The following is a 13621-nucleotide window of genomic DNA, read 5'->3' as shown; positions in this document are numbered from 1 at the left end:
GACCGCCCGCGGACGTCGTCCGCAGGAGCGCGGCGACGGACCGGGATCCGGGCGAGGTCGCGAGGCGCCGGGCGGTGCTGCCGCCTGTTCTCAGGGGTGACGCCTGCGGCGGAGCAGGAGCCCGGCCGTCGTCCCGAGCACCGTGACCGCGAGCACCGCGGCCGCCGGGAGCCAGGCCGGCTCGGCGGCTCGCCCGGGCGACGGAGACAGCAGACCGCCGGGCAAGGAGGCACCGGCCAGCAGGGTGGTCAGCATCGTGGCGAGCAGCGTGCCGGCGGAGACCGCTGCGGCCATCAGCCACGCCGGGGCGGCCAGCCGCGTCGCGAGCGCCCGTGCCGCCAGGGCGACCAGCACCGTCCCGACGAGGACGCCGGTGACCGCGAGCGGCTCCGACGGCAGCCGCCACCACCACGTGAGACCGGTCAGCTGGAGACCCGCGGGCAGTGCCGCCAGCGCCACCGCCCAGCTGGGGCGCAGCCTTCGCACCAGACGGCTGCGGGCGCCGAGCAGGGCGACGACGGACAGCGCCAACCCGGTCACGACCAGCCCGGCCCAGATGCCGTCGCGCCGACCCTGCGCCCCCTGCTGCTCGACCAGCGCAGTCGCCGCGACCGCACCCACCTGCCCAGCCCGGACCGTCAGCAGCTCGAGCGCGGAGGTGCCGCTGACCACGGAGCGGAGGGTGCCGGCGACGTCGGTGATGCGCGGCTCGCCACCGTCCGCTCCGACCAGCCGCCCCTCGGTCAGGCCATCACCGAAGGCCAGGAACGGTCGGGGCGCGGAGTCGCTGCGCAGCGCCCCCGGACCGATCCCCAGCACCCAGACCTGGGTGCCGGGCTGGTCGGCGAGGGCGGCCACCGCCTCGGAGCGCTCGCTGCCGAACAGCTCCTGGCCGTCGACCAGCACCACCGGGCAGGCGCTCGCGTAGCCACCGGAGACCCAGTCCGCCACCGGCAACCACTCGGCGGTCGTGCCGTCGGAGCGCGCGGCGCCCAGCGCGGCGGCCGAGCCGACGGCGGCGACGCACCCGGAGTCGCCCAGCCGTCCGAGGGTGGCGCCGGCGGTGGCCGCCGCGTCCTGCACCTCGCGCCAGCCGGTGACCCCACCCAGCTCGTCGACCCCCACCGCGCAGCGGCGCCCGGTGCTGGCCGGGGCGCCGGCGGACAGGGTGGCCCAGCCGTCGGCCGCGCACCCGCCGGTGCTGACCGCGGTGTCGGTGGCCACGGAGCCGACCACGGCCGGCCGGCCGTCGAGCAGCGCGGGATCGAGCTCGCCGACCCCGAGCCCGGGGACGCCGACCACCACCAGACGCTGCGGGGTGCCGGGCGGGCTGACCAGCGGGACGCCGTCGGGACCGAGCAGCGGGGCGAGCAGGACGCCGACGAGCAGCAGGGCCCCCACCGCGGCGGCGACGACCCGCTCACGACGGGTCCGCGCGTCGGGTGGCGCTGCGGTGTGGGTCACCGCAGGGTCTGGACGAACCCGATCACGCTGGAGAAGAACCGGCGCCCGTCCACCGACGGGGAGGTCAGGGTCTCCACGTTGTGCTCGGGGTGCGGCATCAGGCCGACGACGTTGCCGCGGGCGTTGGTGATCCCGGCGATGTCGTGCACCGAGCCGTTGGGGTTGGGCCCGACGTAGCGGAAGACGACCTGGTCCTCGCCCTCGAGCCGGGCGACCGTCTCGGCGTCGGCGACGTAGCCGCCCTCGCCGTTCTTGAGCACGATGGTGATCTCCTCACCGGCCAGGAAGTCGCGGGTCCAGACGGTGTCGGAGGTCTCGACGCGGAGCCGCTGGTCGCGGCAGACGAAGGTGCGGACGTCGTTGCGGATCAGCGCGCCGGGCAGCAGGTGGGCCTCGCAGAGGATCTGGAAGCCGTTGCAGATGCCGAGCACCGGCATCCCGTCCCCGGCGGCCTCGATCAGCTCCCCCATCAGCGGGGAGAAGCGGGCGATGGCCCCGCACCGCAGGTAGTCCCCGTAGGAGAAGCCGCCGGGGAGGATGACCGCGTCCACGCCCTCCAGGCTCTGCGACGCGTGCCAGAGCGGGACGGCCTCGGCGCCGGTGAGCCGGACGGCCCGCAGCGCGTCGTGGTCGTCCAGGGAGCCGGGGAAGGTGACGACGCCGATCCTGGCGCCGGTGGCGTCGGTGCGCTCGGTGCCGCCGGGGGCGGTGGTGCTGGCCTGCTCCGGGGAGGTGGCCGTGGTCACTGCTGGGTGTCCTCGGTCGGGGTGCCGACCTCGGCCGCGCTGGGCGAGCCCTCCCCCGCCTCGACGACCGGCGTGGCGGACTCGTCGGCGCGCACCTCGAACGCCTCGATGACCGTGTTGGCCAGCAGCCGCTCGGCGGCGTCGCGGACCTGGGCCAGCCGGGCGTCGTCCAGCTCGCCGTCGACCTCGATCTCGAACCGCTTGCCCTGACGCACCGTCATGCCCTCGAAGCCCAGCCGGGCCAGGGCCCCGGTGACCGCCTTGCCCTGCGGGTCCAGGATCTCGGGCTTGGGCATCACTTCCACCACCACACGTGCCATGGGCGCGATCCTATCCGCACCCCGGCACGGACGCTCAGCCGGCGAGACCGCTCCCGCTGAGACGCTGCAGCGCCTCCAGGTAGCGCTCGCGGGTGGCCGCGACGACGTGCGGCGGCAGCGCCGGCGGCGGGGTGTCCGACGCCCGGTCCCATCCGGACTCGCGCGTCAACCAGTCGCGGACGAACTGCTTGTCGAAGGAGGGCAGCGACTCCCCCGGTCGCCACTGCGCGGCGTCCCAGAAGCGCGAGGAGTCGGGGGTGAGAACCTCGTCGGCCAGCACGACGGTGCCGTCGGGACGGGTGCCGAACTCCAGCTTGGTGTCGGCCAGGATGATCCCCCGCTCGCGGGCGATCGGCTCGGCCGCGGCGTAGACGGCCAGGGTGAGGTCCCGGACGGCCTCGGCCTGCTCGGCGCCGATGGTGGCCACCACCGTGTCGAAGTCGACGTTCTCGTCGTGCTCGCCCATCGGTGCCTTGGTGGCCGGGGTGAAGATCGGCTCGGGAAGCCGGTCCCCGTCGCGGAGGCCGTCGGGCAGGGCGATCCCGCACACGGTGCGGCTCTGCTGGTACTCCGCCCAGCCCGAACCGGTCAGGTAGCCACGGACCACGCACTCCACCGGGATCATCCGCAGCCGCTCGCACACCACGGCCCGGCCGCGGACCCGGTCCGGCACGTCGGTGCTCAGCACGTGGTTCGGCACCACGTCGGCCAGCTGCTCGAACCACCACAGCGACAGCTGGGTGAGCACCTTGCCCTTGTCGGGGATGTCGGGGGTGAGCACGTGGTCGTAGGCGGAGATGGCGTCGCTGGCCACCATCAGCATCGCGGCCGGGTCCATGAAGGCGTACAGCTCGCGCACCTTGCCGGCGTGGATCAGGGGCAGTCCCAGCTCGAAGCGGCTCACGGGCGAAGCCTAGCGACGTGCGGGTGGGGTGACCCCTCCCCGTCTGTGAGGATGTGCCCCATGACCGAGACCGAGACGACGCGGGCGCCGGAGGGCGAGCAGCCGTCGGTGACCGACGCCGACACGCTCAGCGCCGACCTGGGCACCGACACCACCCCCGAGGAGGCGGCGGCCCAGACCGCGGCCGAGGTGCGTGCGGCCGACCCCGAGATCATCACCCCGCCACCGAAGGCCGCGGTGATCTACAACCCGACCAAGGTCGAGCTGGAGGTGCTGCAGGCCGCGGTCGAGGCGGCGGCCCAGGAGGCCGAGTGGGGCGAGACGATCTGGATCGAGACCAGCGCCGAGGACCCCGGCATCGCGATGGCCGAGCAGGCCGTCGCGCAGGGCGCGAAGATGGTGCTGGCCGCCGGCGGCGACGGCACCATCCGCGCCGTCGCGCAGGGGCTGCTGGGCAGCGACGTCTCGCTGGCCCTGCTCCCGCTGGGCACGGGGAACCTGCTGGCCCGCAACCTCGACCTGAAGCTGGACGACGTGGCCGACGCGGTGGCCACCGCCTTCGCCGGTCACGACCGCACCATCGACGCCGGCGTGGCCCGGATGCGCCGGGCCGACGGCAGCCAGGAGGAGCACGCCTTCCTGGTGATGGCCGGGCTCGGGCTGGACGCGCAGATGATCGAGCAGACCGACGAGGAGCTGAAGAAGAAGGTCGGCTGGCTGGCCTACGCGCAGTCGCTGGTCAAGGCCGCCCGCGGTGGCAACCGGATCCGGCTGCGGGTCAGCATCGACGGCGGCGAGGCCCGGACGCGCAACGTCCACACCCTGCTGGTCGGCAACTGCGGCAGCCTGCCCGGCAACATCCTGCTGCTGCCCGAGGCCGACATCACCGACGGCCGCTTCGACATCGTGATGCTGCGCCCCAAGGGCCTGTTCGGCTGGCTCCAGATCTGGAGCAAGGTGCTGGTGGAGAACGCGATCCGGCACGGCACCGAGGTGGGTCGCCGCCTCCAGGGCTCCGAGAAGCAGATCCGCGCGCTGCGCTACCTGACCGCGGAGAAGGTCTCGGTGGTGCTGAGCGAGCCGGAGCCCATCGAGCTCGACGGCGACAGCTTCGGCGAGGTGAAGTCCTTCGAGCTCGACATGCGCCACGAGGGGCTGACGGTCCGGGTGCCGGAGATCCCCGAGACCGGCGACGAGCCCGGCCCCCGCTGAGCCGAGCGGTGGTCGACGTGTCGCGGGAGCAGGTCCTGGTCACCGGGGCGGCCGGCAAGCTCGGACGTGCCGTCGTGGCCGACCTGCTCGACGCCGGGCACCAGGTCGTCGCCGTCGACCGGCGCCAGCCGGAGGAGGACCCGGGCACGCGCTTCGTCCGGCTGGAGGGCGACGACGTGCCCGGGCTGGCCGCGGCGCTCGAGGGGTGCACCGCCCTGGTCGCGCTGGCCTCGGTGCCCAGCCCCGGCTCGCTGCCACCCCACCAGCTGTTCCGCGACAACACCCAGGCGGCCTTCGTCGCCCTGCAGGTCGCCACCGCGGCCGGGGTGCGTCGGGCGGTGGTCGCCTCGAGCGGCTCGGCCTACGTGACGGCCTGGTCCCCCCGGCCCACCATGGTCGACGAGGTCCCGGTGCGTGAGGAGCACCCGCTGCGCAACGCCGAGGAGTACGGGCTGAGCAAGCAGGTGAGCGAGGAGATCGCGGCGATGTTCTGCCGCCGGCACCCCGACCTCTCGGTGGCGGCGCTGCGGTTCCACTGGATCGCCACCGCCGAGGAGCAGCGGGAGCGGATGACCGCCCAGCGCGGCGGACCGCGGGACTGGCCCGAGGAGCTCCGCCAGATGTGGGGCTACGTCGACCTCCGCGACGCCGCCCGAGCCTGCCGGCTGGCGGTGGAGACCGCGCAGCGCCGCCCGTACGGGTTCGCCGTGCTCAACGTGGTGGCTGCGGACCTGCTGGCCGACGAGACCCTCGACGCGCTGCTGTCCGCCCACGCCCCGCACGTGCGCCGTTCCCCCGGCGGCCCGTCGGCCGGCGGCGCCTTCGCCATCGACCGGGCCCGCGAGGTCATCGGCTGGGAGCCCCGGCACTCCTGGCGCGACCTCGACTGAGCCTCCCGCCCGCAGCACGACCGTGGCCCGGAGCGGGCCCGGATCCCGCCAGAACCTGCTCCTGGTGACCTGAGAGGGCTGTCTGGGGACTGACGGGCGCTGGGACGCAGGAACCGACGGGCTCAGCCCGTCTGCGCGCCGCGCGGCGGTGGATCTCACCCGCTGGGCAGCGGACCTCCCCCGCACGGGGGAGGTGGTGCCGGACGGGTCCGGGGAGCGTGGTGGACATCGGTTCCCTCCCGGAAGGATCACCATGGACCCCCTCACCCGCACCCGGCGCGACGCTCTCCTGACCGCCACGCTGACCAGTGCCGTCGCCGCCGTCCTCGGGCTCGGCTGGCTGCTGCTGCCCGGCCGCGGCGGCTTCTACGCCGACCCGTCGAACGCCTGGCTCGCCTCCCTGGCCGGGACCACCACGGCCACCGTCGTCCACACCGTCGCGGCCCTGCTGGGGGTCGCGGTCGGCCTCGCCGGCCTCGCCCGGGCGCTGCCACGCCCGGTCGTGGCCGTCGCGGGCGTGCTGGAGCTGCTGTGCTTCGGCCTGCTCCTGCAGAGCATGGGCACGCTGGCGGTCACGGGCTACCTGGTCGCCATGGCGATGCCCGCGGTGCTCGTCGTGCTGCTGCTGCAGGTGGTGCGTCGCTACCCCGTGGCCCGGTGGGTGGTGGGCGTCCCGGCCCTCGCCGCCCTCGTCGTCGGAGCGGTGCTCGCCCGGGAGGCGCTGGGGACGCTGACCGTCACGCTCACCTCAGCACTGGCCGCACAGGGCTCGCGGCTGCTGGTCGTCCTGCTGCTCCTGCTGACCGGTGCCGGCTGGGCCGCCACCCTGGCCGCCACGGCCGCGGGCACCCCGAGAGCCGCCCGGGCCACCGCCTGGGTCGTGCGGCACCGCAGGGCCATCACGGTGGCGGCAGCGTGCGGCCCGCTGCCGTACGCCCTCCTCCGGCTGACCTGGCTGCTGCCGTCGGACCTGCTGTCCCCGGCACTCGTCCCCGAGGGCCTGGACCTGACCACCCGGGTGTGGGGGCTGCTGCTGTCCAGCGGGGCCTGGCTCGGCGTCGTCCTCACCCTCGGTCTGATCCGGCCCTGGGGCGAGGTGTTCCCCCGCTGGGTGCCGCGGCTGGCCGGCCAGCGCGTCCCGGTGGCCGCAGCGGCCGCCCCCGGCGGGCTGGTCGCCGCGGTGCTCTGCTTCACCGCCGTGCCGATGCTGGTCGCGGTGCCGGAGGGGAACCTCACCGAGGCGGCCTACCTGGCACTGGTGTTCCCCTGCTGGTTCTGGGGCCCCACCCTGGCACTGGCGGTGTGGGGCTACGTCGGCCACCGTCGCGCGGACGTCGGGAGCGGAGCCACCGGTGGGTCCGGAGGGGACGGCGCGGGGCGCAGCGCGTCCACGCCGGTGACGGCAGGATGAGGCCATGACCCGGCGGCTGATCAGGCGCTTCGCCTGGCTGATGCTGGGCGCCGCCATCGGGCTGGCCACGGCGCTGCTGGTGGTCACCCTGCTCCAGGTGGCGGCACCCTGGCTGCCGACCTGGCTGGTCGTCGTCTCGACGGTGGCCGCCGCTGCGGCCCTGGGGCTCGTCCCCGGGGCCCGTGAGCTGGAGGTCACCGCGGCCGGCACGATGCTCGGCAGCGAGGCGCAGCTGGTGGTGCCCAGGCGACGTCGGGCCGCGCACCTGCTGCAGACCAGCGCCTGGGTGCTGCTGCACCAGCTCACCGGGATCCTGGTGGCCGCCGCGCTGTTCGCCGGCCTGCCGACCGCGGTGCTGGTCGTGGTCGACACCGTGACCGGCCGGGCCGGCTCCCTCGTCGGCGTGCCCGGCAGCGGGCTCGGCCGGGTCGCGCTGGTGGCCGCCGCGGTGGTCCTCGCCGGGTTGGCGGTGTCCGTCACCTGGCCGCTGGGCGCGCTGGTGAGCCGCCTCGCCGGGCGGTTCCTCGGCCCCACCGCCCACGACCGGCTCGAGGTGGCCCTCGAACGGGCCGGTCGCGAGGCCGAGCACACCCGGCTGGCCCGCGAGCTGCACGACGGCATCGGCCACGCCCTGACCATCGTCAGCGTCCAGGCCGCGGCCGGCCGCCGGGTCGGTGCGGGCGACCCGACGGCGGCGGCGGAGGCGTTCGCGACCATCGAGGACACCGCCCGCGACGCGCTCGACGAGCTCGACGACCTGCTCGGCGTGCTGCGCGAGGACCGCCCCAGCGCGGTGCCGCCGGTCGACCTGGCCGGTGTCGTCGACACGCACCGACGCGCCGGCCTGGACGTGACGGCGGACCTCGACCTCCCCGACGGGCTGCCGCCGTCGCTGCAGCGCGCCCTGCAGCGCATCACCGCCGAGGCCCTGACCAACGCCCGGTTGCACGGCACGGGCCCGGTGCGGCTGACCGTCAGCCACACCGCCGACGCGGTGGGCGTCGAGGTGACCAACCCTCGTGGTGCGAGGACGTCGCGGCGCGGAGGTGGGCGCGGGCTGGCCGGTGTGCGCGAGCGGGTGGCGCTGCTCGGCGGGACCGTCGAGGCCGGCCCCACCGGGGACCGCTGGCTGCTGCGCGCCACCCTCCCCCGACCCGGGGGGACGCCCGGTGCCTGACCCCTCCCCGACCCACGGTCCCGCGATCCGGGTCGTCCTGGTCGACGACGAGCCGCTGGTGCGCCGCGGGCTGGCGATGATCCTGGACTCCGAGCCCGACCTCGAGGTGGTCGGCGAGGCCGGCGACGGTGCCGAGGCAGTCGCCCTGGTGCGCCGGCTCCGCCCCGACGTGGTGTGCATGGACGTCCGGATGCCGGGGGTGGACGGCATCCGCGCCACCGAGCTGGTGCTGCGGCTGCCCGACCCGCCGAGGGTGCTGGTGGTGACCACCTTCGCCAGCGACGAGCACGTGGTGGACGCGCTGGCCGCGGGTGCGTCGGGGTTCCTGCTCAAGCGCGCCCGGGCGGAGGAGATGGTGCTGGCCGTGCGCACCGTGGCGGCCGGGCAGAGCCTGCTGTTCCCGGAGGCCGTCCGCACCCTGCTGCGCCCGCAGCGGCGCACCAGCCGCCACGACGGTCCGGTGCTGACCCCGAGGGAGTCCCAGGTGCTGGGGCTGGTGGCCCGGGGCCTGACCAACGCCGAGGTGGCCGCCGAGCTGGTCGTCGGGATCGAGACCGTCCGCACCCACGTCGCCTCGGTGCTCGCCAAGCTGGGCGCCCGGGACCGCACGCAGGCCGTGGTGATCGCCTACCGGACCGGTCTGGTCGAGCCCTGAGCCGCCGCGGACGCGGGTCCGGGGACGACGAAGGCAAGGGTGCACCACCCCTTGCCACACCCAAGGTATAGCGCAACCCGGGGCTTGCGGCAAGGCCCCGGAGGGCCCCGAGAATCTCCTCTCGGGCCGGTCGACGCACCGCTTCCGGTCGCGGCACCACAACCTCCAGGAGACGACGTGACCCTGTTCGACGTGATCATCGCCGGCGGCGGCCCGACCGGGTCCGTGCTGGCCAGCGAGCTCCGGCTGCACGACGTGGCCGTGCTCGTGCTCGAGAAGGAGGTCGAGCCACCGACCTTCGTCCGCTCCCTCGGTCTGCACGCCCGCAGCCTCGAGCTGCTGGACCAGCGCGGCCTGCTCCAGCGCTTCCTCGACCAGGGCCGCACCTACCCCGTCGGCGGGCACTTCGCCGGGATCGACAAGCCGGCCCCCGCCGGCCTGGACACCGCGCACGGCTACGTCCTCGGGATCGGCCAGCCGACCACCGACCGTCTGCTGGCCGAGCACGCCGTGGAGGTGGGAGCCGAGATCCGCCGCGGCTGCGCCCTCGTCGGGATGAGCCAGGACGACGAGGGCGTCACCACCGAGCTCTCCGACGGCACCCGGGTGCGGGCGCGCCACCTGGTCGGTTGCGACGGCGGACGCAGCACGGTGCGTCGGCTGCTCGGGGTCGGCTTCCCCGGCGAGCCCTCCCGCGCCGACTTCCTGCTGGGGGAGATGGAGGTGACCGCGCCGGTGGAGGAGGTGACGGCCGTGGTCACCGAGATCCGTCGCGCCGAGAGGCGCTTCGGGCTCGGTCCGGTGGGCGACGGCGTCTACCGCGTCCTCGTCCCGGCGGCCGAGGTGGCCGAGGACCGATCGGTCCCGCCGACGCTGGAGGACTTCCGCCGGCAGCTGCGGGCGACCGCGGGCACCGACTTCGGCGTCCACTCCCCCCGCTGGACGTCCCGGTTCGGGGACGGCACCCGGCTGGCCGAGACCTACCGGGTCGGCCGGGTCCTGCTGGCCGGGGACGCCGCCCACGTCCACCCACCGGTCGGTGGGCAGGGCCTCAACCTCGGGATCCAGGACGCGTTCAACCTCGGCTGGAAGCTCGCCGCCGAGGTGGCGGGCTGGGCCCCGGCCGGGCTGCTGGACACCTACCAGGCCGAACGCCGACCGGTCGCGGCCGACGTGCTGAGCACCACCCGCGCGCAGATGCTGCTGCTCGCCGGCGAGCCCGGTCCGCAGGCCGTCCGCCAGCTGCTGTCGGAGCTGATGGACCTCGAGGAGGTGAACCGGTACCTGACCGAGAAGGTCATCGGCACCGGTGTCCGCTACGACCTCGGTCCCGACCACCCGCTGCTCGGGCGGCGGCTGCCCGACCTCGAGCTCGGGCGGGGGCGGCTGTACGCCCACCTGCACCGTGGTCGGGGGCTGCTGCTGGACGGGACCGGCCGGCTCTCGGTGTCCGGGTGGGCCGACCGGGTGGACCACCTCGTCGAGGGGAGCCGGCAGCTGGACGTGCCGGCCGCGCTGGTGCGCCCGGACGGCCACGTGGCCTGGATCGGTGAGCAGCAGCGGGATCTCCTCCCGGCGCTGAGCCGGTGGTTCGGTGCGGCCGGGTGAGAGCGCCTCGGTGGAATTGGCCCGTCAGGTAGCCCCATGAGCCGTCGAGAACTCCCGGAAGGGAGTTTCCTAGCCCCCGGATAGCCCCTCGACTAGCCCTTATCGAGCGCTTTTCCTAGCCCCCAGAACCACCATTCGACGTCACCGTACGAATAATTGGCGCATCATTTCTCGGTCTCTCCAGATCGGCCTGGCCCGGGCGTACGGTGTGCCACCGTGAGCCACTTCGACGAACCGCGCCGCACGCACGCCGTCAAGGGGCTGGCGGCGCTGGCCGTCACGACCGCTGAGATGGGCGGGGACCATCGCGTGATCATCGCGGCCGTGGCGCCCTACACCGAGTACTTCGGTCTGACGTCGGCCCAGGACGTCCGCGACATCGCGGCGGCGGTGCCCCGTCCACCGCAGCCTGAGCACGACTCCGGTGGACGACGCGAGGACCTCCGGTTCTCCGCACAGATGCGTCGCATCAACGGCTCGGAGGAGCACCTGACAGCGGCGCTCGTGGCGCGGGAGGCGCTGCACGCCTTCGCATCGGAGATCGAACGACAGGGCTGAGACGATGGCACGGTGACTGGCCCACCAGGCTTCGACGAGGCCTTCCTGGACGTCCCCGTCCCCGTGCCCACCTCGGCCTCGCCCCTCACCCGGCTGGACTACGTGCACTTCTCGGTGGGGCTGGACCGGGAGCGCCGGCTGGCCGCCTGGACGGCGGTGACCATCGACGGGGCGGCGCTGGTGGACGTCCCCCGCAGCAACGGCTGGTTCCTCGACCCGCGGCTGCCGGCCGAGCAGCAGGTGGGTCCGGAGGTCTACGCCGGCAACGACCTGGACCGCGGCCACCTGGTCCGCCGGCAGGACCCGGTCTGGGGCGAGGCGGCCGATCGGGCGGAGGCCGACACCTTCGCCTACCCCAACGCGGCCCCGCAGGCCTCGGGGTTCAACCAGTCCAAGGAGCTGTGGCTGGGGCTGGAGGACTACGTGCTGGGCACCGCCGACGCCGCGGACGTCCGGCTCAGCGTCGTCACCGGGTGCGTCTTCGACGACGCCGACCCGGTCTGCCGCTGGGTCGCCCTGCCGCTGCGGTTCTACAAGGTGGCGGCCTGGTGCGTGGCGGGGGTGCTGCGGTCCAGCGGCTACGTCCTGGACCAGACGCCGCTGCTGGACGACGTCGGGCGCACCCAGCCCGGTGAGCCCCTGCTCGGCCCCTACCGGACCTTCCAGGTGCCGGTCGCCGACGTCGCGGGTCTCACCGGGCTGGAGCTGGGCCCGCTCCCGGACGCCGACGTCGCCGCGGCCTCGGGTCTGGCGCCCGGCTCGGCCTGGCGGGAGCTCGCCTCACCACGGGACCTGCTGTGGTGAGCGGTCGGCTCAGTGCTCCTTGGGCAGCAGCACCCAGAGCGCGATGTAGATGATGAACTGCGGGCCCGGGATCAGGCAGCTGACCACGAAGATCAGCCGGACCATGTTGGCCGAGATGCCGAAGCGCCGCCCGATGCCCGCGCAGACGCCGGCGATCATCGCGTTGCTGGTGGAACGGGACAGGGTGGTGGTGGCCATCGGGTTCTCCTCACGTCGAGGGCCCGGTGCCCTCGTCCTCCCCGACTCTGCCCCTTCCGGGCGCCACGATCCAGCCCCGGCGGCCGTTCCGCGGGCCCGTTGGGGGTCGATCCCAGGGCCGCTCGGGGTGAACCGGGACCTACGCCAGGAGCCGGCCCGGACCGGAGGCAGGGCTCAGAGCACGTCGCCGGGCCGGTAGGCAGCGGCCTCCGGGTGCTGGCGGGCCAGCTCCCCGACGCGCCCGACCAGCGTGCGGACCTGGCTGGCGGCGGCTCCGCTCAGCTGCAGCGGGTCCGCGAGCAGGGCCCGGAGGTCGGCCTCGTCCAGGGGGATCCGCTCGTCGGCACCGAGGCGGGTGAACAGGTCGTTGTCGCTGCGGCCGCTCTCGCGCATCTCCAGCGCCACGGCGACCGCGTGCTCCTTGATCGCCTCGTGGGCGACCTCGCGGCCCACCCCGGCCCGCACAGCGGCCATCAGCACCTTGGTGGTGGTCAGGAAGGGCAGGTAGCGCTGCAGCTCCTTCTCGATCACCGCGGGGAAGGCGCCGAAGTCGCCGAGCACGGTGAGGAAGGTCTCGAACAGCCCGTCGACGGCGTAGCAGGCGCCCGGCAGGGCCACCCGGCGGACGACGGAGCAGGAGACGTCGCCCTCGTTCCACTGGTCCCCGGCGAGCTCGCCGACCATGGAGACGTAGCCGCGGACGACCACCGACAGCCCGTTGACCCGCTCGCAGGAGCGGGTGTTCATCTTGTGCGGCATGGCGCTGGAGCCGACCTGGCCGGGGCGGAAGCCCTCGGTGACCAGCTCGTGGCCGGCCATCAGCCGGATGCTGGTGGCCACGTTCGAGGGAGCGGCGCAGACCTGGGCGAGCGCGGTCAGCGCGTCCCAGTCGATCGAGCGCGGGTAGACCTGGCCGGTGCTGGTCAGCACGGTGCTGAAGCCGAGGTGCTCGGCGATCCGCTGCTCCAGCCGGGCCAGCTTCTCCTCGTCCCCGCCGAGCAGGTCGAGCATGTCCTGGCTGGTGCCGACCGGGCCCTTGATGCCCCGCAGCGGCAGCCGGGTGACCAGCTCGCGGACCCGCTGGTGGGCCACCAGGAGCTCGTCGGTGGCGGTGGCGAAGCGCTTGCCCAGGGTGGTGATCTGGGCGGCCACGTTGTGGGAGCGGCCGGCGATGGCGGTGTCGGCGTACTGGGCGGCCAGACCGGCCAGCGCGACGGCACCGGTGACGCAGCGGTCGGCCACCAGCTCCAGCCCCTGACGCAGCTGCAGCAGCTCGACGTTCTCGGTCAGGTCGCGGCTGGTCATCCCCTTGTGCACGTGCTCGTGTCCGGCGAGGGCGTTGAACTCCTCGATCCGGGCCTTGACGTCGTGCTTGGTGACCCGCTCCCGCTCGGCGATGGAGCCCAGGTCGACCCGGTCGACCACGGCCTCGTAGTCGGCGATGACCTGGTCGGGATCGTCACCGGCGAAGTCGACGCCGAGGTCGCGCTGGGCGGTCAGCACCGCCAGCCACAGCCGTCGCTCGGCCACGATCTTGTTCTCCGGGGACCAGATCTGGCGCATCGCCTCCGAGGCGTAGCGGGTGGCGAGCACGTCGGGGATGGTCACGGTGCCTCCTGAGGGCGGCGGGCGGCGGGAGTCGGATCGGGACGAGGTTGATTCTGCCGGTCGGTG

12 protein-coding genes and 1 pseudogene are annotated in these 13621 nt (G+C 74.5%); 8 read left to right on the top strand and 5 right to left on the bottom strand.

Features of this window, described 5'->3' with window-relative positions; translation table 11 throughout:
- Positions 1 to 90: 90 nt before the first annotated feature.
- The 3 genes and pseudogenes from BLT52_RS06680 to BLT52_RS06665 form a co-directional block, all read right to left on the bottom strand.
- Positions 91 to 1464, bottom strand: a complete 1374-nt coding sequence (locus BLT52_RS06680; RefSeq protein WP_090591786.1) for a hypothetical protein — start codon at positions 1462 to 1464, stop codon at positions 91 to 93.
- Complete coding sequence (gene purQ / locus BLT52_RS06675) at positions 1461 to 2129, bottom strand: phosphoribosylformylglycinamidine synthase subunit PurQ (protein WP_231946611.1); 669 nt, start codon at positions 2127 to 2129, stop codon at positions 1461 to 1463. Before purQ ends, BLT52_RS06680 begins: the two co-directional genes overlap by 4 nt.
- 161 nt (positions 2130 to 2290) lie before the next feature.
- Positions 2291 to 3434 (bottom strand): annotated as a pseudogene (locus BLT52_RS06665) (phosphoribosylaminoimidazolesuccinocarboxamide synthase); the annotation flags it as partial.
- 60 nt (positions 3435 to 3494) lie between these two features.
- Between BLT52_RS06665 and BLT52_RS06660 the strand changes: the two are divergent.
- From BLT52_RS06660 to BLT52_RS06625, 8 genes are all read left to right on the top strand, one after another.
- The gene (locus BLT52_RS06660) at positions 3495 to 4646 is read left to right on the top strand and encodes a diacylglycerol/lipid kinase family protein (protein ID WP_157677011.1); all 1152 of its coding nucleotides are present in this window, start codon (positions 3495 to 3497) and stop codon (positions 4644 to 4646) included.
- Between the two features lie 17 nt (positions 4647 to 4663).
- On the top strand, positions 4664 to 5536 hold the full coding sequence (locus tag BLT52_RS06655; protein ID WP_157677010.1) for an NAD-dependent epimerase/dehydratase family protein: 873 nt from the start codon (positions 4664 to 4666) through the stop codon (positions 5534 to 5536).
- A 253-nt stretch (positions 5537 to 5789) separates the two neighbouring features.
- A complete protein-coding gene (locus tag BLT52_RS06650) occupies positions 5790 to 6947 on the top strand; it encodes a hypothetical protein (RefSeq protein ID WP_090591779.1) in 1158 nt (385 codons plus the stop codon).
- A gap of 4 nt (positions 6948 to 6951) precedes the next feature.
- Positions 6952 to 8124, top strand: a complete 1173-nt coding sequence (locus tag BLT52_RS06645; protein ID WP_090591777.1) for a sensor histidine kinase — start codon at positions 6952 to 6954, stop codon at positions 8122 to 8124.
- Positions 8117 to 8779: a response regulator transcription factor gene (locus tag BLT52_RS06640; protein WP_231946535.1), complete on the top strand. Its 663-nt coding sequence runs from the start codon at positions 8117 to 8119 to the stop codon at positions 8777 to 8779. The genes BLT52_RS06645 and BLT52_RS06640 overlap by 8 nt, the downstream gene beginning before the upstream one ends.
- Before the next feature lie 177 nt (positions 8780 to 8956).
- Positions 8957 to 10387, top strand: coding sequence for a rifampin monooxygenase (rox, locus tag BLT52_RS06635; RefSeq protein WP_231946534.1), 1431 nt, complete (start codon positions 8957 to 8959; stop codon positions 10385 to 10387).
- Positions 10388 to 10603: 216 nt separating this feature from the next.
- A complete protein-coding gene (locus BLT52_RS06630) occupies positions 10604 to 10945 on the top strand; it encodes a hypothetical protein (RefSeq protein ID WP_090591775.1) in 342 nt (113 codons plus the stop codon).
- A gap of 12 nt (positions 10946 to 10957) precedes the next feature.
- On the top strand, positions 10958 to 11749 hold the full coding sequence (locus BLT52_RS06625; protein ID WP_090591773.1) for a DNA/RNA non-specific endonuclease: 792 nt from the start codon (positions 10958 to 10960) through the stop codon (positions 11747 to 11749).
- Between the two features lie 9 nt (positions 11750 to 11758).
- Here the strand turns inward: BLT52_RS06625 and BLT52_RS06620 are convergent, their stop codons facing one another.
- Both BLT52_RS06620 and purB read right to left on the bottom strand, forming a co-directional pair.
- A complete protein-coding gene (locus BLT52_RS06620; protein WP_090591771.1) occupies positions 11759 to 11947 on the bottom strand; it encodes a PspC domain-containing protein in 189 nt (62 codons plus the stop codon).
- A gap of 174 nt (positions 11948 to 12121) precedes the next feature.
- Positions 12122 to 13555 carry an adenylosuccinate lyase gene (gene purB, locus BLT52_RS06615; protein WP_090591768.1) on the bottom strand — a complete coding sequence of 478 codons (1434 nt, stop codon included), beginning with the start codon at positions 13553 to 13555 and terminating at the stop codon, positions 12122 to 12124.
- Positions 13556 to 13621: the final 66 nt, after the last annotated feature.

It is taken from the genome of Auraticoccus monumenti, assembly GCF_900101785.1.
Classification (GTDB): Bacteria; Actinomycetota; Actinomycetes; order Propionibacteriales; family Propionibacteriaceae; genus Auraticoccus; species Auraticoccus monumenti.
Note: the sequence above shows the minus strand (reverse complement) of the source record. Positions and strands in the feature narration are given on the sequence as shown.

Excerpts from the sequence above, each read along its gene's own strand:
- BLT52_RS06620 (WP_090591771.1), bottom strand. The coding sequence starts at position 11,947 with ATGGCCACCACCACCCTGTCCCGTTCCACCAGCAACGCGATGATCGCC.
- BLT52_RS06650 (WP_090591779.1), top strand. The coding sequence starts at position 5,790 with ATGGACCCCCTCACCCGCACCCGGCGCGACGCTCTCCTGACCGCCACG.
- BLT52_RS06645 (WP_090591777.1), top strand. The coding sequence starts at position 6,952 with ATGACCCGGCGGCTGATCAGGCGCTTCGCCTGGCTGATGCTGGGCGCC.
- BLT52_RS06660 (WP_157677011.1), top strand. The coding sequence starts at position 3,495 with ATGACCGAGACCGAGACGACGCGGGCGCCGGAGGGCGAGCAGCCGTCG.